The sequence below is a fragment of the Nonomuraea soli genome, assembly GCF_013761175.1.
GTDB classification, from domain to species: domain Bacteria; phylum Actinomycetota; class Actinomycetes; order Streptosporangiales; family Streptosporangiaceae; genus Nonomuraea; species Nonomuraea soli.
The window spans coordinates 487,863-509,596 of record NZ_JACDUR010000008.1 but is presented as its reverse complement, the minus strand read 5'-3'; the positions used below and the strand labels follow the sequence as shown (position 1 = coordinate 509,596).

Below are 21,734 nucleotides of genomic sequence, written 5' to 3'. Positions count from 1 at the left end.
CGTGCCCCGAGGTGCCTCAAAAATGAACGTCCGGTGAACGCTTTGTCAAGACATACTTACCTCTTGACGAGAGATGGGACTAGAACGGAATTATCTGTTCCATGTATAGTGGGTCCATGACGTCCCAACCCCTGAGCGGCCGCCGCAAGCAGGCCGCGCGCAACGACGAGCTGATCCTCGAGGCCGCCCGCGCGGTCTTCACCGCCGACCCGGGCGCCCCGATCGCCGCCGTGGCCGAACGGGCGGGCGTCGGGATCAGCGCACTCTACCGCCGCTACTCCAGCAAGGAAGAGCTCCTGCGCAAGCTCTGCTACGACGGCCTGCAGCTCTACATCAAGTCCGCCCACGACGGCCTGGCCATCGACGACCCCTGGGACGGCTTCGCCGAGTTCCTGCGCGGCGTCGTCGTCTACGACACCAACGCCCTCACCATCGCCCTGGCCGGCACCTTCCAGCCCACCGAGGAGCTCTACCACGCCTCGGTCCTGGCCAACGAGCTCACCATCCAGCTCTTCGACCGGGCCCAGCAAGCCGGCGCCATCCGCCCCGACATCGTCGTCGACGACCTCGCCGCGCTCTTCGAACAGCTGTCGTCGATCAAGTTCGGCGACGACGAGCGCTCGGCCCACCTGCGCCTGCGCTACCTGGCCCTCGCCCTCGACTCGCTCAAGGCGCCCGGCACCATCCCTCTCCCCGGCCCACCGCCCTCCCGCGAGGAGATCGAGCAGCGGTGGGTCTACAAGGGCTAGATCTCGATCTCCTCACCGGCCAGCCGCAACACCTGGCGCGCCCGGGCGATGACCGGCGCGTCCACGAACCGCCCGTCGGGCAACGCGCTCGCCCCCTGCCCGGCCAGCGCCACCACCTCCCGCGCCCGCGCGATCTCCTGCTCGCCCGGCCGGAAGGCCTCGCGGATGACGGGAAGCTGGCGCGGGTGGATGGCCGCCCTGCCGTACAGACCGATCGAACGCCCGCGCGCCGACGAGGCCAGCAGCCCAGCCTTGTCACGCACGTCCGGATAGACCGACATCGGCACCTGCGGGAGGCCGGCCGCCGCCGCGGCCAGGACCACCTGCAACCGCAGGTGGTCCATCGCGCTCTCCGCCGTGATCGACAACTCCGCCGCCAGGTCCTGCTCCCCCAGCGCGATCCCCGCCACGTTCGGGTGCGCGGCGATCGCCGAGGCCGCGAGCACTCCCCTGGCCGACTCCAGCAGCGCGTAGCCCGGCAGGTCGCCCAGCAGGTCCAGCACGTCGGGCGCCTCCACCTTCGGCACCCGGACCCCGTCGACCCCGCTGCCCGCCAGCGCCCCGACGTCGTCGCGGCCGCGCGGGGTCGCCAGGTCGTTGACCCGCACGTGGACCGCGGGCCCGCCCGCCTCACGCGCCGCCAGGTAGGCCAGCGTGTTCTCACGTGCCGCGTCCTTGCCGTCGGGGGCGACCGCGTCCTCCAGGTCGATGATCACCACGTCCGCGCCCGACGCCGCCGCCTTGGCGAAACGCTCGGGCCGGTCCCCCGGCACGTACAGCCACGTCACGATCATGCGATCACCCCGTCGGCCCGCAGCCGCGCGATCAGCGGGGCGTCGTAGCCCAGCTCCCCCAGCACCTCGTCGGTGTGCCGCCCGTGCGGCGCGCCGGGCCAGCGCACCTGTCCGGGCGTCTCCGACATGCGGAACATCACGTTCTGCATGGTCACCGAGCCGAGCTCCTCGTCGGGGAGTTCGATGAAGGTGTTGAGCGCTTCATACTGCTTGTCGTCAGCGATGTCCTTTACATTGTAGATCATCGCAACCGCCGCGTCGGCCTCCTCGAAACGCGCGATCACCTCCGCCGCGTCCCGCTCGCCGATCCACGAGCCCACCGCGGCGTCCAGCTCCTCCACGTGGGCCACCCGCCCGGCCCCCGTGGCGAACCACGGCTCCGTCACCAGGTCCTCGCGCCCCACCAGCCGCATCACCCGCTCGGCGATGCTCTGCGCGCTGGTGGAGATGGCCACCCACCGCCCGTCCCTGGTGCGGTAGGTGTTGCGCGGCGCGTTGCTGCTGGAGCGGTTGCCGGTGCGCTGCGGCACCACCCCCAGCTCCTTGAAGGCCGTCATCTGCGGCCCGAGCAGCCCCAGGATCGGCTCGATGATCGCCATGTCGATCACCTGGCCCCGCCCCGTCTCCTCGCGGGCGTGCAGGGCCACCATGACCGCGTACGCCATGGCCAGCCCCGCGATCCCGTCGGCCATCGCCAGCGGCGGCAACGTCGGCGGCCCGTCGGGCTCCCCCGTCATCGCCGCGAACCCGCTCATCGCCTCGGCCAGCGTGCCGAACCCCGGCCGCGAGGCCATGGGACCCACCTGGCCGAACCCCGTCATGCGCGCCACCACCAGGCGCGGGTTGAGCTCCTGCAGGACCTCGGGCGCCAGGTTCCAGCGCTCCAGGGTGCCAGGGCGGAAGTTCTCGACGAGCACGTCGGAGCGCTCGGCCAGGCGCTTGAGGATCTCCTGGCCCTCGGCCTTCGACAGGTCGACCGCGGCGGCCCGCTTGTTGCGGCCCAGCGTCTTCCACCACAGGCCCACCCCGCCCGAGGAGGCGCCGTGCCCGCGCGAGGGATCGGGCCTGCGCGGGTGCTCGACCTTGATCACGTCGGCGCCGAAGTCGCCCAGCATCATCGCCGCCGACGGCCCCGCGAACAACGTGGCCGCATCGATCACCCGAATACCACTCAAAGCTCCCATAAGGGTGATCCTATGGACAGCGGGCCTAGGTCCACTGACGGCAGGCGGTCGAGCGCGGGCAGCCGGTGTAGCCCGGGTACGGCGGCGCCTCCGTGGACGTGGTCTCCCGCGTCCACGTGAACAGCCGACGGCGGGCCGCCGCCCGCTCCGCGTCGCTGTCCTCCTGCCGCGCCAGCCCGCCCGCGTAGCGGCGCAGCAGATCGTGCAGGCCGAAGCGGCCGCCCCTGCCCTCGGCGCCGTGCCACTCGATCAGGTGGGCGTCGGCCAGCCGGTCCACCGCTCCCGCGGCCTCCTGCTCGGCCATCGCGGCCAGCACCGCGGCGCTCCGCAGGTCGAAGTCGTCGCACGGCACCAGGCCCAGCAGCCGGAAGACCCGCCGCGCCGCCGGATCCAGCGTGCCGTACGACAGGTCGAAGGCCGCCCGCACCGCGGCGTCGGGCTCGCCGCTGATCGCCAGCGCCGTCATCGGGTCGCCGGTGCGCAGCGTGTGCACGTAGTCGGCGATGGTCTGGCCGGGATGGTCGAACAGGTAGGCGGTGGCGATCCGCAGGGCCAGCGGCAGCCTGCCGCACAGCTCGGCCAGCTCGCCGGTGGCTCCGGGCTCGGCCTCCACCCGGCTCGGGCCCAGTGCCTCGGTCAGCAGCGCCCTGGCGCCGTCCTGGCTCAGCACGCCCAGCGTCACCCTGCTGGCCCCCTCGCGCGCCAGCAGGCCCGTGAGCCGGTCGCGGCTGGTCACCAGGACCAGGCAGCCGGGCGTGCCCGGCAGGAGAGGACGCACCTGCTCGGCGGAGCCGGCGTTGTCGAGCAGCACCAGGATCCTGCGCCCGGCCACCACCGAACGGAACCGCGCCGCCGCGGACTCCACCTCGCCGGGGATGCTCTCCCGCGGCACGCCCAGCGCCAGCAGGAATCCGGCCAGCGCGTCGAGCGGCCGCATCGGCAGGGCGCGGTCGTAACCGCGCAGGTTGACGTAGAGCTGGCCGTCGGGGAAACGGCCGGCGACCCGGTGCGCCCAGTGCACCGCCAGGGCCGTCTTGCCCACGCCCACCGCGCCCGCGATGGCGGAGATCGCCATCGGCGGGCTCGCGCCGTCGCCGGGCAGCAGCCGGTCCAGGGCCGCCAGCGCCGCCTGCCTGCCGGTGAAGCCGGGCACCGGAGCGGGCAGCTCCCTCGGTACGGCAGGCGCCACCGGCACCGGGCTCTGGGCGGCGGGAGCCGCAGCCGATCCCGGAATTCCCAGGTCGGCGGCGACGCCCTCGTCGCCCCGCAGCAGCCCTTCGTACACCCGCCGCAGCTCGGGCCCCGGATCCACGCCGAGTTCCTCGGCCAGCAGCGCACCGGTGCGCGCGTAGGCCTCCAAGGCCTCGGCCTGGCGCCCCGAGCGGTACAGCGCCAGCATCAGCAGCCCGCACAGCCGCTCCCGCAGCGGATGCGCGCGCACGAGCGTCTGCAGCTCGGTGAGGATCTCGCGGTGCCGCCCCTGACCCAGCTCGGCCGCCACCCACTGCTCGGTCGCCATGACACGCAGCTCCTCCAGCCGCACCGCGGTGGCACTCAGGCTGCCGTGGTGCTCCAGGTCGGCGAACGCCGGACCGCGCCACAGCCGCAGCGCCTCGCCCAGCAACCGCCCGGCGGTGGCGGGGTCGGCCGAGGCCGCCTGGCGCACCAATTCCTCGAACTCGTGGGAATCGAGCTCCCCCGGATCTATGCGAATCCGATATCCACCCCGTTCCGCCACGATCCTGCTGTCATCGCGTAACGCCTGCCGCACCTGCGAAACGTAGATCCGCATGCTGCTGGCCGCCGATTCCGGCGGCCTGGCGCCCCACAGCGCCTCCACCAGCCGGTGGTGCCCCACGCGGGTATTGGCCTCGCACAGCAGCGTGGCGAGCAGCAGCAACGGCTTCGGCGACAGCCGAGTAGCCGGGCTGCCGGCCTCCACAGGGCCGAGCACCCTGAAATCCATGACGCCCCCGTCTTTGGACCCCCTTAGCGGGATTTATACGGAGGTCTTTGCGCCCATGTCAATGCGGGACTGGAAACCTTCCTTACCAGCGAAGGGGGAAACGCCATGGGGGCATTCAAGCGCGGGCGGCTAAAGCGAGAGCTGCTCATCAATTTCGTGGGAATTCCGCTGGCCCTGGCCGCCGGATTCTGGATCACCTGGCTGGTGATCCAGGCACTCTCGCCGACCGTGATCTCCCTGACCGGCACCCCGTGAAACCGCTCACGAGCTCGTGCGAGGGTCGAGCTCGTGAAGCGCGGAGGAGCCGAGGTCGAAGCCGTCGACCACCGCCAGGTAGGGGCCCACCCGGAAGGGGTCGCCGAGGTAGAGGCCGCCCGCCTGCCGTACCAGGACCGCGCCGGCGGCCACGTCCCACGGGCTCGCGCCACGGCCGAAGCAGGCGTCGGACCAGCCGGCCGCGACGTGCGCGAGCTTGAGCGCGGCGCTGCCGGGCCGGCGCAGCGCCGAGAACGAGGTCAGCAGCCTGCCGTAACGGCGCAGCGCCTCGTCACCGTGCTCGTCGAAGTCGCGGGGGGTCGGATAGCTGGTCAGCAACATCGCCTCGCGGTCGCGCGTGGCGCCCCGGCTGCGCAGCGGGGCGCCATTGCACCACGCGCCCTCCTGCGAGGCGGCGAACAGGTCGTCGCGCACCGGGTCGTACACCACTCCCGCCACCAGTTCCCCGCCCACGGCCACGCCGATGGACACGCACCAGAAGGCCACCCCGGCGGCGAAGTTGGCGGTGCCGTCGATCGGGTCGACGAACCACGTGACGCCGTCGCCGGCGGCGCCTCCGCCCTCCTCCCCCACGATCGCGCTGTCCGGCGCGCGCTTGGCGATCACCGCGCGGATGGTCTCCTCGGCCGCCAGATCGTGCTCGGTCACCGGGTCGTGGAAGTCGCGTTTGGTCTCCACGGCGGGCCTGGTGCGGAACGCGGCACGCAGCCGCTCCCCCGCCGTCCGGGATGCCTCGACCGCGATGTCCAGGAGTTCAGCTGAAGGCGCCATCTTTCCACCGTAGCCGTTTGTCAGGACATTCTGACCCCATTACCCTGATCACATGACCTCGCACCTGGCGATCGACCTGGACCGATCCAGCCCCGTGCCCCTCTACTTCCAGGTGGCCGAGCAGATCGCCGAAGCGATCAAGAACGGCGACCTGGCCCCGGGCTCCCGGCTCGACAACGAGATCCTCCTCGCCGACCGCCTGGGCCTGTCGAGGCCGACCGTACGGCAGGCCATCCAGTACCTGGTCGACAAGGGCCTGCTGGTCCGCAAGCGGGGCGTCGGCACCCAGGTCGTGCACGGCCAGGTCAAGCGCTCGGTCGAGCTGACCAGCCTCTACGACGACCTGCGCCGCGCCGGCCAGGAGCCCGCCACCCAGGTGCTGGCCCTCGAGCCGCGCCCCGCCGACGAGGAGATCGCCGCCATCCTCGGCGTCGAGACCGGCACCCACGTCATCTACCTGGAGCGGGTGCGCTTCGCCGCGGGCGAGCCGCTGGCGATCATGCACAACTGGCTGCCCGTGGGCCTGGCCCCACTGACCCCCGAGGGCCTGCACAACCGGGGCCTGTACGAACTGCTGCGCAGCGCGGGCGTGCGCATGCGGGTGGCCAACCAGCGCGTGGGCGCCCGCGCGGCCAGCGCCCACGAGGCCAAGCTGCTGGAGGAACGCCGGGGCGCTCCCCTGCTGACCATGGTCCGCACCACCTACGACGACCAGGGCCGCGCCGTCGAGCACGGCTCCCACGTCTACCGCGCCTCCCACTACTCCCTGGAGGTCACCCTCATCGAGCGCTGAGCGGAGCCTGGAGGACCGCAAACGTTTACCGTCCAGCCATCCAAGATCATTTTTCGTTCTTACATGATCTTTATGGTTGCGGCGTTTGCGCACTCCCCCTCACGCATGTGGAAGGACATCCATGCGCATCTCCGCACGGGCCTTCGCCGTCACCCTGGTGACGGCCCTGGCCTTCAGCGGCGCGGGCGTCTACGGAAGCCCCGTCTCGGCGCAGGACGACCGCACGCTGGCCGCACTCCAGCAGGTCGTCCCCGACATCGTCCAAGAGGCCCAGACCGTCCCGCCGGTCGAGATCCCCGAAGGCAACACCCAGCGCGTCTTCGCCGCCGCCACCGACCCAGGCCGCTCGCTCGTGGCCGTGGTCAGCGACAGCGAGATCGGCATCGGCCTGCCCGAAGCCGCCGACGCGGGCAACCAGGCACTGCCGGGCCTGGTCACCTATGCCGCCGCCCAGCCCAGCGTCTCCTACGCCCACCAGCGCACCGACCGGATCGCCCGGTCGCTGACGATCATCCACGACGCCTCGGCGCCCACGGAGTACCGCTTCCCCATCTCCGCCCCGCCCAACAGCGAGCTGCAGGTCGAGGAGGACGACGGCACCGTCCTGATCTACACCGACGACGTCTACCTCGCCGAGATCGACCTGCCCTGGGCCAAGGACGCCAACGGCAACACCGTCCCCACCTCCTACCGGGTGGAGGGCATGACGCTCGTCCAGACCGTCAACCACGCCGGCGCCGCCTACCCCGTGGTCGCCGACCCCGCACTCAAGCTGCAGTGTGAGTGGTGGAAGGCGATGTGCCGCCTGATCTTCTCCAGGAAGCTCACCAAGCAGATCTACGGCGTCTGGCTCGTCGGCGGCGTGGCCGGCGCCATCGAGGCGCTCAAGAGCGTCTGCGACAAGCTCAAGGGCAAGGCCAAGGTCATCTGCAAGACCGCCTACACCGTGGCCGGAGCCTCGGCCATCTACAAGTTCAGGGACGCCGCCAGGCAGGGCCAGTGCTTCGCCGTGCGCTTCCAGGCTCCGGGCATCGTCTGGTACGAGGTCCGCAAGAAGAGCTGCATGAACAACTAGGCACCGCCTCCCCCGGCGCCCCCGCCTCACGGCGGGGGCGCCGTCTCACGCCCGCACACCTCTTCCCGGAGCACTCATGCCCGCCCTCCTGCCACGGGCCGTCGCCGGTGGCCTCGCCCTCCTGCTGCTGCCCCTGACCGCGCAGCCCTCCTCCGCAGAACCCCCTCCCGCCACGACGGCCACGACGGCCACGACGGTCGCCACGGCCGCCACGGTCGCGACGGCCCCGCGGGTGGCGCCCGACGAGCCGTCCGCACGCCTGTCGGCCCGCCTCGGCGGCACGCGCGTGGAGGTGGAGTCGGCCCGCACCGAGACCACCACCACCTACGCCAACCCCGACGGCACCCTCACCCTCGAGACCTTCGCCGGCCCCGTCCGCTACCGCCAGGACGGCGCGTGGAAGCCCGTCGACATCACCCTCACCACCACGCCCGACGGCCAGGTGGCCCCCCGAGCGCACCGCGGCCGGCTGCGCCTGGGCGGCGGACCCTCGTCCCGGCAGCGCACCGCAGGCGGGCACACCGACCTGATCACCCTCGGCGAGGGCGAACAGCAGGTCACCCTGCAGTGGAAGGGCACGCTCCCGGCACCGAAGCTCGACGGGGCCAAGGCCACCTACCCCGGCGTGCTCCCCGGCGCCGACCTCGTCGTCGAAGCCACCAGGACGGGCGCCGAACAGTTCCTCCTGCTCAACCGGCGCCCCGCCGCACCGCTCCAGTACACCCTCAGGTTCAGCTCGCCCAAGCTCAAAGCGCGCGCCGCCGCCGGCGGCGGGATCGAACTGGCCGACCCGAGAGGCAGAGCGGTCATGAGCCTGCCCGCGCCGGTCATGTGGGACGCCTCCATCGCACCGGGCTCCGGCGAGCACGCCCGCCGCGCCCCCGTCGCCTTCGAGCTGCGCGGCGACGACCTGGTGCTCACCCCCGACCCCGCCTTCCTGAACGACCCGGCGACCGTCTACCCGGTCACCGTGGACCCCGCGCTGACCGTGCGCGGCACCTTCGACACCTTCGTCCAGCAGGGGTACGGCACCGACCAGTCGGCCACCGACGAGCTGAAGATCGGCAACAACGGCTCGGGCCAGGTCGCGCGCTCGTTCATCACCTGGAACACCGCCGGCATCGCGGGCAAGAAGATCACCTCCGCGACCCTGAACCTGTGGAACTGGCACTCCTGGTCCTGCCAGGCCAGGTCATGGCAGGTCGGCACGGCCAACCAGGCCACCACGGCCTCCCGCTGGCCCGGCCCGGAGATCGCGGTCGTCCACGCCACCTCGACCGAGACCAAGGGCTGGGGCACCGGCTGCGCCGACGGCTGGGTCAAGGCCAACGTGACCTCGCTCGCCCAGCACTGGGCCGACAAGGGCTGGACCCGCTCCGGCATGGGCATCAGGGCCAAGGACGAGGGCGATGAGTACGGCTGGAAGCGCTTCAACTCCGGAGACGCCGCCTCCAACGTGCCCTCCATCTCGGTGACCTACAACTCCTACCCCAGCACGCCGGTCTCCACCTGGGTCAACCCGCACACCGACCACGCGGGCAAGAAGTGGACCGGCACCGCGACCCCGCAGCTGCGCGCCCACGTCGGCGACCCCGACGGCGGCAACGTGCGCGGATTGTTCGACGTCTACGACGGCAGCACGCCGGTCATCGACAACCTCTACGGCGCCTACGTGGCCAGCGGCGGGTTCTCCTCCACCGCCAACGTGCCCGCCGGCAAGCTCGTCAACGGCAGGACCTACACCGTCCGCTCGTGGTCGAATGACGGCTCCCTGTCGTCCAAGGCCTACCAGAGCTGGTCCTTCACCGTCGACACCGTCAAACCCGCCGCCCCCAGGGTCGCCTCCGCCGACTACCCCTCCGACGGGGGCTGGTACGGCGACGCGGGCCAGGCCGGCACCTTCACCATGACCCCGGCGAGCACCGACGCCGCCTGGATCGCCTACAAGCTCGGCAACGGCACCACCACGAAGGCGGCCACCACCGGCGCGGCCGTCACCGCCAAGCTGACGCCGCCCTCGACCGGCGCCCACACGCTCAGCGTCTACACCATCGACAAGGCGGGCAACACCTCCCCCACCACCGCGTACACCTTCAGCGTGGGCTCAGGAAGCTCGGTGGCCGCGCTCACCGCACCCGCCGACGGCCTGCGCACCACCGGCAGGGTGCCGCTCGCGGTCACCGGGACCGGCTTCACCCAGGCCAGGTTCCAGTTCCGCCGCTCCGACCTCGACACCTGGGCCGACCTGCCCCTCGCCCACGTGACCGGCGCCGACGGCAAGCCGCCGGCCGCCTGGCCGGTGGCCGCCCCCAACGGCGTGTCGGGGCTGACCTGGGACGCCGCCACCCAGCTGGGCGACGCCACCGTCCAGGTCAGGGCGGTGGTCTCCAGCGCCTCCGCCCCGCCGTACGAGTCGGACCCCGCGCACGTCGTCGTCGACCGCCGCGCCACCAGGGCCGCCACCAGCGAGGTCGGGCCCGGCGTCCTCAACCTGCAGACCGGCGACTACCGCCTGCGTACCACCGCGGGAGGCGCCTTCGACCTGGCCCTGACCAGGACGATCTCCTCCCGCCTGCCCGAATGGACGGCCGGGCTGACCACGCTGCGGCAGACCTCGCCCACGTCGGCCGAGCTCACCCGCGCCGACGGCTCACCCGTGCAGTTCACCAGGACCGCCGACGGCTGGCGTCCGGAACCGGGCGCCGAGCACCTGACCCTCACCGGCGCCTACACGCTGACCGACGCCTCCGGCGAGGTCACGACCTTCACCAAGCAGGGCGAGCTCCACCTGCCCGCAGGACACGTCTACGAGCAGGCAGACCGGCTGCGGCCCGCCTCGGTCACCCGCCTGGGGCACACGCTGACCTTCGCCTACGACGCCGCCGGCCGCCTGGCCACCGTCTCCCTCAAGGGCGAGACGGTCGCGCAGTACGGCTACGACGCGGCGGGACGCCTGGCGGAAACCTGGGACCCGCGCATCAGCCCGCCGCTGAAAACCCGCTACGGCTACGACGCCACCGGACGCGTCACCGCGCTCACCCCGCCCGGCGAGCTGCCATGGGCCTTCGCCTACGAGACCGACGGCCGCCTGCGCTCGGTCACCCGCGCCACACTCCGCCCTGGCACCGCCGACCAGATCGCGGGCCAGGCGACCACCACGATCCAGTACGGCGTGCCGCTCACCGTCGCCGCGGGCGGCCCCGCGGACATGACGGCCAAGCAGATCGCCGCCTGGGGCCAGGCCACGGCACCGGTCACCGCCACCGCCGTGCACCCGCCGAACTCCACCGGCCGTCCCACGGTCACCTACCTGGACGCCTCGGGCCGGGCCGTCAACGTGCTCACCCCGGGCGGCCACCTGTCCGCCACCGACCACGACCGGTACGGCCACGCCGTACGCGTGCTCACCGCCGCCAACAGGGAGCTGTCGCAGCGGCCCATGACCGACGACCGCCTGGCCGAGCTGGCGATCACCGGCTACAGCCCCGACGAGCGAGCGGAACTGCTGGCCACCCGCTCGATCTACGACGCCACGGGCCGGCGCAAGCTTGAGGAGCTGAGCCCCGTCCACATCGTCAACCTGGAGTCCGACGTCGACGACCTGCCCGCCGGGTACGCCATCGGCGCCAGGACCCGCACCGTCCACGTCCACGACGAGGGACGCCCCGCCACCGCGACCGCCCGCGACCTGCCCACCACCGTCAGGACGGGCGCCGTCATCGTCGGCCGCGAAAACCTGCCCGACGCCGACGTCAGGACCACCACCCTCACCTACGACTGGGCCACCGGCAGACCGCTCACGACCGTGCGCGACCCCGGCGGGCGGGCCGTCACCACCACCGCCCCCGCTCTGACCCTCTACGCGGCCACGGGCGGCGGCGAATGCGGCGGCCGGCCGGAATGGGCGGGCCTGACCTGCCGCGACGGCGACCGCCTCTACACCCACACCGCCTCCGGCCTGCCGCAGACGGTGACCGCAGGCGGCACGACCACCACGATCAGGCGCGACGCGGCCGGCCGGCCCATCGCCACCCAGAGCGGCCAGGACCCCGAGACCGGCCTGCGCTACAGCCCGGCCACCGGCCGCCTCACCGAGCGCACCCGCGGCGCCCAGACCGTCGTGACCGGATACGACCTCCTGGGACGGCCGACCACCCACACCGACGCCGACGGCGGCCAGACCCGCACCGACTACGACGACCTCGACCGGCCGACCAAGGTCGTCGACTCGGCGCCCTCCACCACCGTCTACACCTACGACCACGCGGCCGAGCCGCGCGGCCTGCTCACCTCGCTCACCGACTCCGCCGCGGGCACCTTCACCGCCCGCTACGACGCCGAGGGCCGCCTGGCCGGCGGCGACCTGCCGGGCGGGCTGCACGTCCTGAACGGCTACGACGAGCGCGGGCAGGCCTACGCCCGCATCTACACCCGCGACGGCCTGGAAGGGCCGGTGATGATCGACCAGATCGGCCGCAACGCGCACGGGCAGGAGATGTTGCGCCTGCGCACCGACACCATGACCGAACGCCAGCTCGCCTACGACCGGGCGGGGCAGCTCTCCTCGGTGCTGGAGCTGGCCTTTCCGCTGTGCACGCTGCGCCGCTACGACCACAACGCCAGGGGCGAGCGGGTCCGGCTGGCCGTCCAGGCCTCCGACCTCGATTGCCCGGTGGCCGACGACGCGGCCGCGACCGTCACCACCTACGCCTACACCGCCGACGGCGCCCTCACCGGAGACGGCCACGCCCACGACGCCGCGGGCCGCACCACGTCACTGCCCGGCGGGCGCGGCTTCTCCTACACCGCCGACGGCCTGCCCGCCGCCCTGACCTCAGGGGCACGGAGCGTGACCTGGCAGCACGACCCGGCCGGGCGCGTCAGGTCGGAGACCACCGAGGCGGGCGCCGTCACCGTCCACCACTACGGCTCGGACGGCGACCGGCCCGCCTGGACCACCTCCGGCGGCACGATCGTGCGTCACGTGGCAGGACCGGGCGGCGCGCTGGCCGCGCTCACCGGCCCGGCCGGGGCGGTCCGGCTCCAGCTGCTCACCATCGACGGGCACGTCGGCACCGAGCTCGACCTCGGCCAGGAGCTGGCCACCGTGGCGGCCTACGACGAGTTCGGGGTGACCACGCAGCCGCTGCTGAGGTACGGCTGGCTGGGCGGCGACTCCCGGCCCACCCTGCCGGGCGGCGCCGTCCTGGCGGGCGGGCGCCTGTACGAACCGGCGCTGGGACGTTTCCTGCAGCGCCCCTACTGAGAATCCCGCTCTCCGGCCGTGGCTTCCCCCCGGCCGGAGAGCCCTTCACAGCCCGCTTTCAGAGCGCGGCCCGCAGCGCCACCTGGGCGACATCGCGCAGTTGCGCGTGCAGGTGGGCGTTGCTCTCCCGCTCGGTGCGCACCTCGACGATCCGCAGACCCTCGCCGCGCAGCGCCTTGACCAGCTCAGACTCGTCGGTCACCAGGGTGTACGGCGTGCCCGTGGCCGCCGCCACATACCCGAAGTCGACCCCGTGCGGCGTGCCGAAGACCCGCTCGAACGGATCGCGCAGCGCCGCCTGCGGCAGCAACGAGAAGATGCCGCCACCGTTGTTGTTGACCAGCACCAGGCACAGATCCGGCCGCGGCTCCCGGTCACCCAGGATCAGCCCGTTCTGGTCGTGCAGGAACGACAGGTCGCCCAGCAGCGCGTACGAGGGTCCGTTGTGCGCCAGCGCCGCGCCGATCGCGGTCGAGACGATCCCGTCGATGCCCGAGGCGCCCCGGTTGGCCAGGACGCGGATGCCGCGCCTGGCCCGCATCGCCTGGTCCAGGTCGCGGATCGGCATCGAGGAGGCGGTGAACAACAACGAGCCGTTCGGCAGCGCCTCCACCAGGTCACGCGCCAGCCTCGGCTCCGACAGGCCCGACACGTCGAGCAGCCCGTCGATCGCCCCGCGCACCGCCAGATCGGCCCGCCGCCAGGAGTTGAGCCACTCGTCGTCGCCCGCGGCCACCGGGATCTCCACCGCCTGCGCCACCTGCGTGGCCGAGCGGGTCGGATCCGGCCAGCGGGTCAGGTCGGTGGCGACCACGATGTGCTCGGCGCCGTCGGAGGAGGCACGCTTGAGCCACGACATCAGCGGACGCGACAGCCCGGGACGGCCCAGCGTGACCACCACCTCGGGCCGGTGCGCCTCGGCGAACTCCGGCGTGCCCAGCAGGTAGTGGTAGGTGGAGATGGCGTGGTCGCCGTAACGGCCGTTGCCGTTCGGCTCCGACAACACCGGCCAGCCCGCCATGCCGGCGGCCGCCACGTAACGCCGCACGTTGGCCGCGCCGTCGCCGATCACCAGCACCCCGCGCCTGGTCGGCGGCAGGTGCAACGCCACGGGCGGCGGCGCCACCCGGGCCCGGATCCACGGCCCGCCCTGGCTGTCGCCGTCGAGCGACTCGCACCACGTCGAGTCACCGTCGGGGATCAGCGGCTCGCGGAAGGGCAGGTTCAGGTGCACCGGGCCGGGATCGTGCGGCCCCAGCGCCCGCTGCCAGGCACGGCAGGCCAGCGAACGCCAGTACGCCACCTGGCCGGGCCGCTCCTCCGGCACGCCCACCTCGGCGAACCAGCGCACCGCCGAGCCGTACAGCTTGATCTGGTCGATCGTCTGGTTGGCGCCGGTGCCGCGCAGCTCGGGCGGCCGGTCGGCGCTCAGCACCAGCAGCGGCACCCCCGACTCGCCGGCCTCCACGACCGCCGGGTGGAAGTTGGCCACGGCCGTGCCCGACGAGCAGATCAGCACCACCGGCCGCTCGGCCCTGCGGGCCAGGCCCAGCGCCAGGAAGGAAGCCGAACGCTCGTCGAGCCGCACGTGCAGGCGCACCCGCGACTCGGCGTGCGAGGCCAGGGCGAGGGGGGCCGAGCGCGAGCCAGGGGCCAGCACCACGTCGGTCAGACCGCAGCGCACCAGCTCGTCGATGAGCACTGCGGCCAGCGCGGTGGCGGGATTCACTGTGCAGCCTCCATACGGCGCAACCACAAGGGGGAATCGATCTGGAAATCGGATACGGCGTCGGCGTCGGGGCGGCGCACCTCGAGCCACCCGCCGACCGGCATCAGCGGCTCGGTGGTGACGTCTCCCGACAGCAGGCTGAGGGTGCCCAGGCCGCAGGCGTACGGCAGCTCTGGCAGCGCCGCGGCCAGCGCCAGGCCCGCCGCGAGCCCGACCGAGGTCTCCACGGCGCTGGAGACGACCGCGGGCAGCCCGCACGCCTCCACCACGCGCAGCGCCTCGCGCACCCCGCCCAGGGGCTGCACCTTGACCACCGCGATGTCGGCCGCCTCGGCGGCGCGCACCTTCAGCGGGTCTTCCGCGCGGCGGATCGACTCGTCGGCCGCGATCGGCACGTCGAGGGCCAGGCGCACCCGCGCCAGCTCCGCCAGCGTCGCGCAGGGCTGCTCGGCGTACTCGAGGCCGAACCGGTCGAGCTCCTTGAGCTTGCGCACCGCCTCGTCGACCTCCCAGGCGCCGTTGGCGTCGACACGGACCTTGCCGCCGGGGCCCAGCGCGTCGCGCACCGCCTCGACTCTGGCCAGGTCCTCGGCGAAGCTCTGCCCCTTCTCGGCCACCTTCACTTTCGCGGTGCCCGCCCCCGACTGCCGGACCAGCTCGTGGGCGTGCTCGGGACCGACGGCGGGCACGGTGGCGTTGACCGGGACGCGGGAGCGCAGCGGAGCCGGCCAGCCCTCGAAGGCGGCCTCCCGCGCGCAGGCCAGCCACCGGGCGCACTCACGCGGGCCGTACTCGGGGAAGGGCGAGAACTCCCCCCATCCGGCCGGCCCCCGCAGCAGCACTCCCTCGCGGACCGTCTGGCCGCGGAAACGGGTGCGCATGGGGATCCGGAAGATGACGGGGTCGCTCACAGAGCTAACCTTACGGACATGCCGGGGAGGTCATCGAATCTGGAGCGCGCGTTGCACGCGGTGGTCTCGCCACCGGGTCCGGCGCTCGCCGCCGCCATCACCGCCGCGCTGTCCGGCGACGGCCCCGCCGTACTCCCCCTGCCTCCCGGAACGTCCGAGCACGCGGTGCGGGCCCTGCGCCCCACCCATGTCGACGGCGTACGGCAGGACGACGGCGTCGGCGTGCCGGACGACGTCGCGGTCGTCATCGCCACCAGCGGAAGCACCGGCGCGCCCAAGGGCGTGCAGCTGAGCGCCTCGGCCCTGCGCACCTCGGCGGCCGCCTCGCTCAGGCGCCTGGGGGCCTCCCCCGGCGAGCGCTGGCTGTGCTGCCTGCCGCCCTCCCACGTCTCCGGGCTCCAGGTGCTGGTCAGGTCGATGCTGGCGGGCAGCGAGCCGATCATCCACGAACGTTTCGACCCGGCCGCCGTGCTCGGCTCCGGCGCCGACCACGTCTCCCTCGTGCCCACCCAGCTGCACCGGCTGGTCGAGATGAGCGCCGGCCTGTCGGTCTTCCGCACCATCCTGCTCGGCGGCGCGCCGGCCCGGCCGAGCCTGCTCGGCCGGGCTCGCGACCTGGGCGCGAGGGTGGTGACGACGTACGGCATGAGCGAGACCTGCGGCGGCTGCGTGTACGACGGCCGGCCCCTTTACAATGTAGATCTCAAAATCGGCCCCGAGGGCCTCATCCAGATCGCCGGGCCCGTCCTGTTCTCCGGCTACCGCTTCGGCGAGCCCTTCGACGGACCCTGGTTCGCCACCTCCGACCTGGGCGAGCTCAGCGAGGGACGGCTGCGGGTGCTGGGCCGCGCCGACGACGTGATCAACACCGGCGGCGAGAAGGTGGTCGCCGCCCAGGTCGCCGCCGTGCTCGCCGAGCATCCCGAGATCGCCGACGTGGCCGTCGTGGGCCGTCCCGACGACGAGTGGGGCCAGATCGTCGAGGCCGTCGTGGTGCCCGCCCACCCCGGCAGGGCGCCGACGCTGCAACAGGTCCGCGCGTACGTCAAGGACCGCCTGCCACCCCACGCCGCCCCGCGCCACCTGCGCCTTCTGCCCCGCCTGCCACTCCTGGCCAACGGCAAAACAGATCTCGAATCGCTTCGGCATGGAACGGACCGCGCGGAGGATGCGTCATAAGGTTGTGTCTATGAACCAGTCCCGAAAGATGTGGGTGTCCGCCGCAGTCGTCGCCGCCGTCGTGGCGGGCGGCGTCTACGTGGCTGCCTCCGCCTCGGCCGGGGCGCTGGAATCCGTCCGCGGAGAGACCAGAGCGGTGGTGAAGGACGTGACCACTCCCCCGCCTTCGGGCAAGCCCTCCTCCGACGAGAAGGTCCCGGAGTTCGTTGTCTCGCACGAGCTCAACGCCGACCCCGGCGAGGTGGCGAAGTACTGGACCCCCGAGCGGCTCAAGGACGCCGAGCCCATGCCCATGCCCGTGGTGATCGTCGCTCCCGAGGAGTGAGCTTTCCCGAAGTGATGTAGGCCACGTGGGTCGCCTCCGGGCGGCCCACCTGCGTTTTCACCCCGCAGGAGTTTTCGGACCGCGGGAACAATCTGCGAAAATTGGCGTTATTGGTACTGGTGCGTCGATGCGGCTCCCACGAATGCCAGCCGCCCGCCCCCGAAACATGCCAGCACAGATTTCGACTCCGCGAGGAGGAGGTGTCCTCATGCCCACCACCGCTGTGGCTTCCACGCCCGCCACCCTCGACCAGCTTCTCGACCGAGGACGAGCCCAGGGTCACCTGTCGCTCGCGGAGCTGCGCGACGCGTTCGCCGAGGCCGGGATCAGCCCCGCCCAGGGCCGCTCAATCCTGCGAGAGCTGACCGAGGCCGGCGTGAGCCTGGCCGCCGAGGACGAGCCGTCGCTCTCCAAGGCCACGCCTCGCAAGAAGGCTACCGCCAAGAAGCCCGCAGCCCAAACGAGCGCTTCCGAGAGCACGAGCGGAACCGCCGCCAAGCCCGCCAAGGCCAAGACGGCCAAGGCCACGACCAAGACCGCCGCCAAGGGCGCGAAGGCCGCCGCCAACGCGACGACCTCCGACGACGAGGACGGCTCCCCCGACGACGTCGAGCTGACCGCCGAGGACGCCGAGCTGGAGAAGGAGTCGCTCGACCTCGACGACACCGCCTCCGTCATGGGCGACTCGGTGCACACCTACCTCAAGTCGATCGGCCGCCGCACGCTGCTGACCGCCGCCGAGGAGGTCGAGCTCGCCCGCCGCATCGAGGCCGGCCTGTACGCCGAGTACAAGCTCGAGGAGCAGGCCGACAAGCTCACCCCCGCGATGCGCCGCGACCTGGAGTGGGTGGTCGAGGACGGCCGCCGCGCCAAGGACCACATGCTCGAGGCCAACCTGCGCCTGGTCGTCTCGGTGGCCAAGAAGTACACCGACCGCGGCATGGCGCTGCTCGACGTGGTCCAGGAGGGCAACCTCGGCCTGATCAGGGCCGTGGAGAAGTTCGACTACACCAAGGGCTTCAAGTTCTCCACCTACGCCATGTGGTGGATCCGCCAGGCCATCCAGCGCGGCTTCGCCGACTCGGCCCGCACCATCCGCCTGCCCGTCCACGTGCTGGAGATGCTCTCCAAGCTGTCGCGCATCGAGCGCGACATGCACCAGCGGCTGGGCCGCGAACCCACGCCCGAGGAGCTGGCCGTCGAGCTCGACAAGACTCCCGACCAGATCGAGGAGCTCCTGCGCACGGCCCGCCAGCCGATCTCGCTCAACGCCACCATCGGCGAGGACGGCGAGACCACGATCGGCGACCTCATCGAGGACGTCGACTCCCCCGAGGCCTCCGAGATCGTCGACCGGCAGCTGCTGGCCGACCAGCTGCGGGGCGTGCTGGGCAACCTGTCCCAGCGCGAGGCGCGCATCATGGCGCTGCGCTTCGGCCTCATCGACGGCAAGCCGCACACGCTCGACGAGATCGGCAAGCACCTCGGCCTGACCCGCGAGCGGATCAGGCAGCTGGAGAAGGAGTCGCTGTCCAAGCTGCGCCACCCCAGCAACACCCGGCCCCTGCTCGACTGGGCCAGCTGAGCCCGTCACGAAAGGCCCCGCTCCGGCGGGGCCTTTCGTCGTCTCCAGGGCCCTGATGGACCGAAATGCGAGCCTCGCGGGGACCTCTTCCACTCGGGAAGCGATCACTGTACGGTCATGGCGAGCCGGTCCCGCACCTCCGGGACCTGCGACGACCCGCAAGGTGCCGGCCACCACCCGGCATCACCCCCATCCCCGACAGGACGCAGCATGACCGTCCCCTCGCCGCATGCGGTCTTCGACGACTCCCCCGCCGCGCGCAAGCGCGAGCAACGCGGCTGGTACTTCTACGACTGGGCCAACTCGGCGTTCCCCACCACCGTCCTGACGGTGTTCCTGGGGCCGTACCTGACCGAGATCGCCACCGCGGCGGCCTGCGCGAAGGACTTCGCGACCAACGCCACCTGCGGCGCCGACACCTTCGACGCCCTCGTCGCGGCCAACCCCGGGCTGGGCTACATCGACGTGCTCGGCATGGAGATGCGGCCGGGAGCGTTCTACCCGTTCGTCGTCGGCACCGCCGCGATCATCCAGGTCGTGCTCATGCTGGTCGCCGGGGCACTGGCCGACCACACGGGGCGCAAGAAGCAGATCATGGGCTTCTTCGCCTACCTGGGCGCCGCGGCCACCCTGGCCATGTGGTTCATCGCCGACGGGCGCTACCTGCTCGGCGGCCTGCTCTACATCGTCGCCAGCGTCTCCTTCGCCTGCGCGTTCGTCGTGTACAACTCCTTCCTGCCGGAGATCTCCACGCCCGACGAGCGCGACAAGGTCTCCGCGCAGGGCTGGGGATTCGGGTACCTGGGCGGCTTCCTGCTGCTGGCGATCAACCTGGGCATCTTCCTGGGCCACGAGGCCCTCGGCGTGTCCGCGGGCGACGCCGTACGGATCGCGCTGGCCTCTGCGGGCGTGTGGTGGGGCGGTTTCACGATCATCCCGCTGCTGCGGCTGCGCAACCGCCGCCCCCTGGCCCGGGGCGCCGAGACCACGGGGCAGGCGGTGGCCGGCAGCTTCCGCCAGCTCGGCCGTACCATCCGCGAGCTGCGCCTCTACCCCCTGACGCTGGGCTTCCTGATCGCCTACCTGATCTACAACGACGGCGTGCAGACCGTCATCTCCTTCTCGGCCACCTACGCCAGCAAGGAACTCGGCCTCGGCCAGACGATCCAGATCAGCGCCATCCTCATGGTCCAGCTGGTCGCCTTCTTCGGCGCGCTGCTGCTCGGCCGCCTGGCCCGCTCCTACGGCGCCAAGCAGGTCGTGCTGTTCGCCCTGGTCGCCTGGACGATCGTGGTCGCGGTGGCCTACTTCCTGCCGCGCGGCTCCGCGGTGGCCTTCTTCGCCATGGGCTTCGCGATCGCGATCGTCATGGGCGGCACGCAGGCCCTGTCGCGCTCGCTGTTCTCCTACGTCATCCCCAAGGGCAAGGAGGCCGAGTACTACAGCCTCTACGAGATCAGCGACAAGGGCTCGACGCTGCTCGGCTCGTGGACGATCGCGCTGGCGGTGAACCTCACCAACAGCTACCGGATCGCGATCCTGTCGCTGGTCGTCTTCTTCATCATCGGCGGCCTCATGTTGTGGCGGCTCGACCTGCCCAAGGCCATCCGCGCCGCGGGCAACGAGGTGCCCGCCAAGATCTGAGCGGAACATTCGGCGACGGGGCGATGTCGAGGCGGCAAAGCCCCTTCAGCCCGGCGCGCGAGCGCTGTTAGCGTCCGGCCCATGACGCGCGAGCTCGACGGCATTCCCGGCTGGTTCTGGCCGGCCGACCAGCGGTTGTTCGACTGGTTCCTGTCCCGTGACGACCGCGGCGACCTGCTGGAGCTGGGGTGCTACCTGGGCAAGAGCGCCGTGCTCATCGGGCGGCACCTGCGCGCGGGCGAGCGCTTCACGGTCTGCGACCTGTTCGAGTCCGGCTCCGGATCCGGATCCGGCGAGCCAGAGGCGGGCTCGTACAAGGAGCTCACCCGCGAGCGCTTCGAGCGCAACTACCTGAACCACCACGCCGAGCTGCCGGAGATCGTGCACGGCCCGACGTCGGTCATCCTCGACCACGTCGAGCCCGGCTCGTGCCGTTTCATCCACGTGGACGCCTCGCACCTGTACGTCCACGTGCGCCAGGACGTCGACTCCGCGCGTGCCCTGCTGACCGCCGACGGGGTCGTGGTCTTCGACGACATACGCAGCGAGCACACGCCCGGGGTCGCGCTGGCGGTGTGGGAAGCGGTCTCGACGCTCGGGCTGTCGCCGGTCTGCCTCACCACCCAGAAGCTCTACGCCACCTGGGCCGAGCCGTCCCGGCTGCGCGAAGAGCTGCTGGGCTGGCTCAAGGGGCAGGACGACCTGTGGCACACCGTCGACCCGCTGGGCGACCACCAGCTGGTGCGGGTCAACCAGCGCAAGAAGGCGGCGCAGCCTCCCGACCTGAAGCGGGTGACGGCCGACCTGATGAAGGTGACGGCCGAGCTGCGGGCGGCCACGCGCGAGGTGTCGGAGTCGCGGCCGGTCATGCGGCGCGCGGTCGGCTGGGCCCGCCGCCTCCGCCGCCGCTGACCACCCGCCGCCGGCCATCTGCCTCGGCCCTGGGTTGGCCGTACAGCGGGGGCGGCGTCTCATCCAGCCTCGACCGGGCCCGACCCCCCGGCCAGGACCCACGTGCCCGGCCCAGGCGCGGCGCCGGGACCGCCCACCATCGTGATCGACTCGGCCGTCACCTCTCCCCCGCAGTGCGGGCAGGCCACCACGGGCGTGAACTGCTCGCCGCACGAGTGGATGAGCAACGCCGGCGGCCCGCCCGGCGGCGTCGACCACTTGTCGCCCCACGCCATCAGCATCGTCAGCGCGGGCACGATGTCCCGCCCCGCCTCCGTCAGGTGGTACTCGTAGCGCACGGGCCGCTCCTGGTACGGCAGGCGCTCCACGACCCCGGCCGCCATCAGCCGCTCCAGCCGCTGCGTCAGCAGGTTGCGCGACACACCGAGGTCGGCCGCGAGGTCGTCGAATCGCCGCACCCCCAGGAACAGGTCACGCAGGATCAGCGGCGTCCAGGGCTCCCCCACCACACCCACGGCCTGCGCGATCGAGCAGTGCATCTCGGTGAACCTGTTCATGGGTTGATTTTATGCACT

At 72.2% G+C, this 21,734-nt stretch carries 16 protein-coding genes; 9 read left to right on the top strand and 7 right to left on the bottom strand.

Annotation, left to right across the window (positions count from 1 at the left end):
* The first annotated feature begins 116 nt into the window (after positions 1–116).
* The gene (locus HNR30_RS38540) at positions 117–749 is read left to right on the top strand and encodes a TetR/AcrR family transcriptional regulator (protein ID WP_246380023.1); all 633 of its coding nucleotides are present in this window, start codon (positions 117–119) and stop codon (positions 747–749) included.
* Here HNR30_RS38540 and HNR30_RS38535 read toward each other — a convergent pair.
* From HNR30_RS38535 to HNR30_RS38520, 4 genes are all read right to left on the bottom strand, one after another.
* A complete protein-coding gene (locus HNR30_RS38535; protein ID WP_181615062.1) occupies positions 746–1,543 on the bottom strand; it encodes an HpcH/HpaI aldolase/citrate lyase family protein in 798 nt (265 codons plus the stop codon). The genes HNR30_RS38540 and HNR30_RS38535 overlap by 4 nt on opposite strands.
* Positions 1,540–2,727, bottom strand: a complete 1,188-nt coding sequence (locus HNR30_RS38530) for a CaiB/BaiF CoA transferase family protein (protein ID WP_181615061.1) — start codon at positions 2,725–2,727, stop codon at positions 1,540–1,542. The genes HNR30_RS38535 and HNR30_RS38530 overlap by 4 nt, the downstream gene beginning before the upstream one ends.
* A gap of 25 nt (positions 2,728–2,752) precedes the next feature.
* Positions 2,753–4,693 carry an AfsR/SARP family transcriptional regulator gene (locus HNR30_RS38525; RefSeq protein WP_181615060.1) on the bottom strand — a complete coding sequence of 647 codons (1,941 nt, stop codon included), beginning with the start codon at positions 4,691–4,693 and terminating at the stop codon, positions 2,753–2,755.
* Between the two features lie 261 nt (positions 4,694–4,954).
* A complete protein-coding gene (locus tag HNR30_RS38520) occupies positions 4,955–5,740 on the bottom strand; it encodes an inositol monophosphatase family protein (RefSeq protein WP_181615059.1) in 786 nt (261 codons plus the stop codon).
* 52 nt (positions 5,741–5,792) lie between these two features.
* On the opposite strand from HNR30_RS38520, the gene HNR30_RS38515 reads away from it, so the two are divergent.
* From HNR30_RS38515 to HNR30_RS38505, 3 genes are all read left to right on the top strand, one after another.
* Positions 5,793–6,533 carry a GntR family transcriptional regulator gene (locus tag HNR30_RS38515; RefSeq protein WP_181615058.1) on the top strand — a complete coding sequence of 247 codons (741 nt, stop codon included), beginning with the start codon at positions 5,793–5,795 and terminating at the stop codon, positions 6,531–6,533.
* A gap of 121 nt (positions 6,534–6,654) precedes the next feature.
* Positions 6,655–7,608: a hypothetical protein gene (locus HNR30_RS38510; RefSeq protein ID WP_181615057.1), complete on the top strand. Its 954-nt coding sequence runs from the start codon at positions 6,655–6,657 to the stop codon at positions 7,606–7,608.
* 76 nt (positions 7,609–7,684) lie between these two features.
* Entirely contained in the window at positions 7,685–12,874 is a 5,190-nt protein-coding gene (locus HNR30_RS38505) for a DNRLRE domain-containing protein (protein WP_181615056.1), read from the top strand.
* A 58-nt stretch (positions 12,875–12,932) separates the two neighbouring features.
* Here HNR30_RS38505 and menD read toward each other — a convergent pair whose 3' ends face one another.
* A complete protein-coding gene (gene menD, locus HNR30_RS38500; protein ID WP_181615055.1) occupies positions 12,933–14,603 on the bottom strand; it encodes a 2-succinyl-5-enolpyruvyl-6-hydroxy-3-cyclohexene-1-carboxylic-acid synthase in 1,671 nt (556 codons plus the stop codon).
* Complete coding sequence (locus HNR30_RS38495) at positions 14,600–15,514, bottom strand: o-succinylbenzoate synthase (protein WP_312894951.1); 915 nt, start codon at positions 15,512–15,514, stop codon at positions 14,600–14,602. Before HNR30_RS38495 ends, menD begins: the two co-directional genes overlap by 4 nt.
* An 18-nt stretch (positions 15,515–15,532) precedes the next feature.
* On the opposite strand from HNR30_RS38495, the gene HNR30_RS38490 reads away from it, so the two are divergent.
* The 5 genes from HNR30_RS38490 to HNR30_RS38470 all read left to right on the top strand — a co-directional run bounded on the left by HNR30_RS38490 (position 15,533) and on the right by HNR30_RS38470 (position 21,159).
* Positions 15,533–16,693, top strand: coding sequence for an AMP-binding protein (locus tag HNR30_RS38490; protein WP_181615054.1), 1,161 nt, complete (start codon positions 15,533–15,535; stop codon positions 16,691–16,693).
* Positions 16,694–16,703: 10 nt separating this feature from the next.
* The gene (locus HNR30_RS38485) at positions 16,704–17,018 is read left to right on the top strand and encodes a hypothetical protein (RefSeq protein WP_181615053.1); all 315 of its coding nucleotides are present in this window, start codon (positions 16,704–16,706) and stop codon (positions 17,016–17,018) included.
* Between the two features lie 208 nt (positions 17,019–17,226).
* The gene (locus HNR30_RS38480; RefSeq protein WP_181615052.1) at positions 17,227–18,603 is read left to right on the top strand and encodes an RNA polymerase sigma factor; all 1,377 of its coding nucleotides are present in this window, start codon (positions 17,227–17,229) and stop codon (positions 18,601–18,603) included.
* Positions 18,604–18,813: 210 nt separating this feature from the next.
* Positions 18,814–20,247, top strand: a complete 1,434-nt coding sequence (locus tag HNR30_RS38475; protein ID WP_181615051.1) for an MFS transporter — start codon at positions 18,814–18,816, stop codon at positions 20,245–20,247.
* Between the two features lie 81 nt (positions 20,248–20,328).
* Positions 20,329–21,159: a class I SAM-dependent methyltransferase gene (locus HNR30_RS38470; RefSeq protein ID WP_181615050.1), complete on the top strand. Its 831-nt coding sequence runs from the start codon at positions 20,329–20,331 to the stop codon at positions 21,157–21,159.
* Positions 21,160–21,218: 59 nt separating this feature from the next.
* On the opposite strand, the gene HNR30_RS38465 is transcribed toward HNR30_RS38470, so the two are convergent.
* Entirely contained in the window at positions 21,219–21,716 is a 498-nt protein-coding gene (locus HNR30_RS38465) for a winged helix-turn-helix transcriptional regulator (RefSeq protein ID WP_220134456.1), read from the bottom strand.
* Positions 21,717–21,734 lie beyond the last annotated feature (18 nt).

Excerpts from the sequence above, each read along its gene's own strand:
- HNR30_RS38480 (WP_181615052.1), top strand. The coding sequence starts at position 17,227 with ATGCCCACCACCGCTGTGGCTTCCACGCCCGCCACCCTCGACCAGCTT.
- HNR30_RS38470 (WP_181615050.1), top strand. The coding sequence starts at position 20,329 with ATGACGCGCGAGCTCGACGGCATTCCCGGCTGGTTCTGGCCGGCCGAC.
- HNR30_RS38520 (WP_181615059.1), bottom strand. The coding sequence starts at position 5,740 with ATGGCGCCTTCAGCTGAACTCCTGGACATCGCGGTCGAGGCATCCCGG.
- HNR30_RS38515 (WP_181615058.1), top strand. The coding sequence starts at position 5,793 with ATGACCTCGCACCTGGCGATCGACCTGGACCGATCCAGCCCCGTGCCC.
- HNR30_RS38510 (WP_181615057.1), top strand. The coding sequence starts at position 6,655 with ATGCGCATCTCCGCACGGGCCTTCGCCGTCACCCTGGTGACGGCCCTG.
- HNR30_RS38540 (WP_246380023.1), top strand. The coding sequence starts at position 117 with ATGACGTCCCAACCCCTGAGCGGCCGCCGCAAGCAGGCCGCGCGCAAC.
- HNR30_RS38525 (WP_181615060.1), bottom strand. The coding sequence starts at position 4,693 with ATGGATTTCAGGGTGCTCGGCCCTGTGGAGGCCGGCAGCCCGGCTACT.
- HNR30_RS38465 (WP_220134456.1), bottom strand. The coding sequence starts at position 21,716 with ATGAACAGGTTCACCGAGATGCACTGCTCGATCGCGCAGGCCGTGGGT.
- HNR30_RS38505 (WP_181615056.1), top strand. The coding sequence starts at position 7,685 with ATGCCCGCCCTCCTGCCACGGGCCGTCGCCGGTGGCCTCGCCCTCCTG.
- HNR30_RS38490 (WP_181615054.1), top strand. The coding sequence starts at position 15,533 with ATGCCGGGGAGGTCATCGAATCTGGAGCGCGCGTTGCACGCGGTGGTC.
- HNR30_RS38530 (WP_181615061.1), bottom strand. The coding sequence starts at position 2,727 with ATGGGAGCTTTGAGTGGTATTCGGGTGATCGATGCGGCCACGTTGTTC.
- HNR30_RS38475 (WP_181615051.1), top strand. The coding sequence starts at position 18,814 with ATGACCGTCCCCTCGCCGCATGCGGTCTTCGACGACTCCCCCGCCGCG.
- HNR30_RS38485 (WP_181615053.1), top strand. The coding sequence starts at position 16,704 with ATGAACCAGTCCCGAAAGATGTGGGTGTCCGCCGCAGTCGTCGCCGCC.
- HNR30_RS38535 (WP_181615062.1), bottom strand. The coding sequence starts at position 1,543 with ATGATCGTGACGTGGCTGTACGTGCCGGGGGACCGGCCCGAGCGTTTC.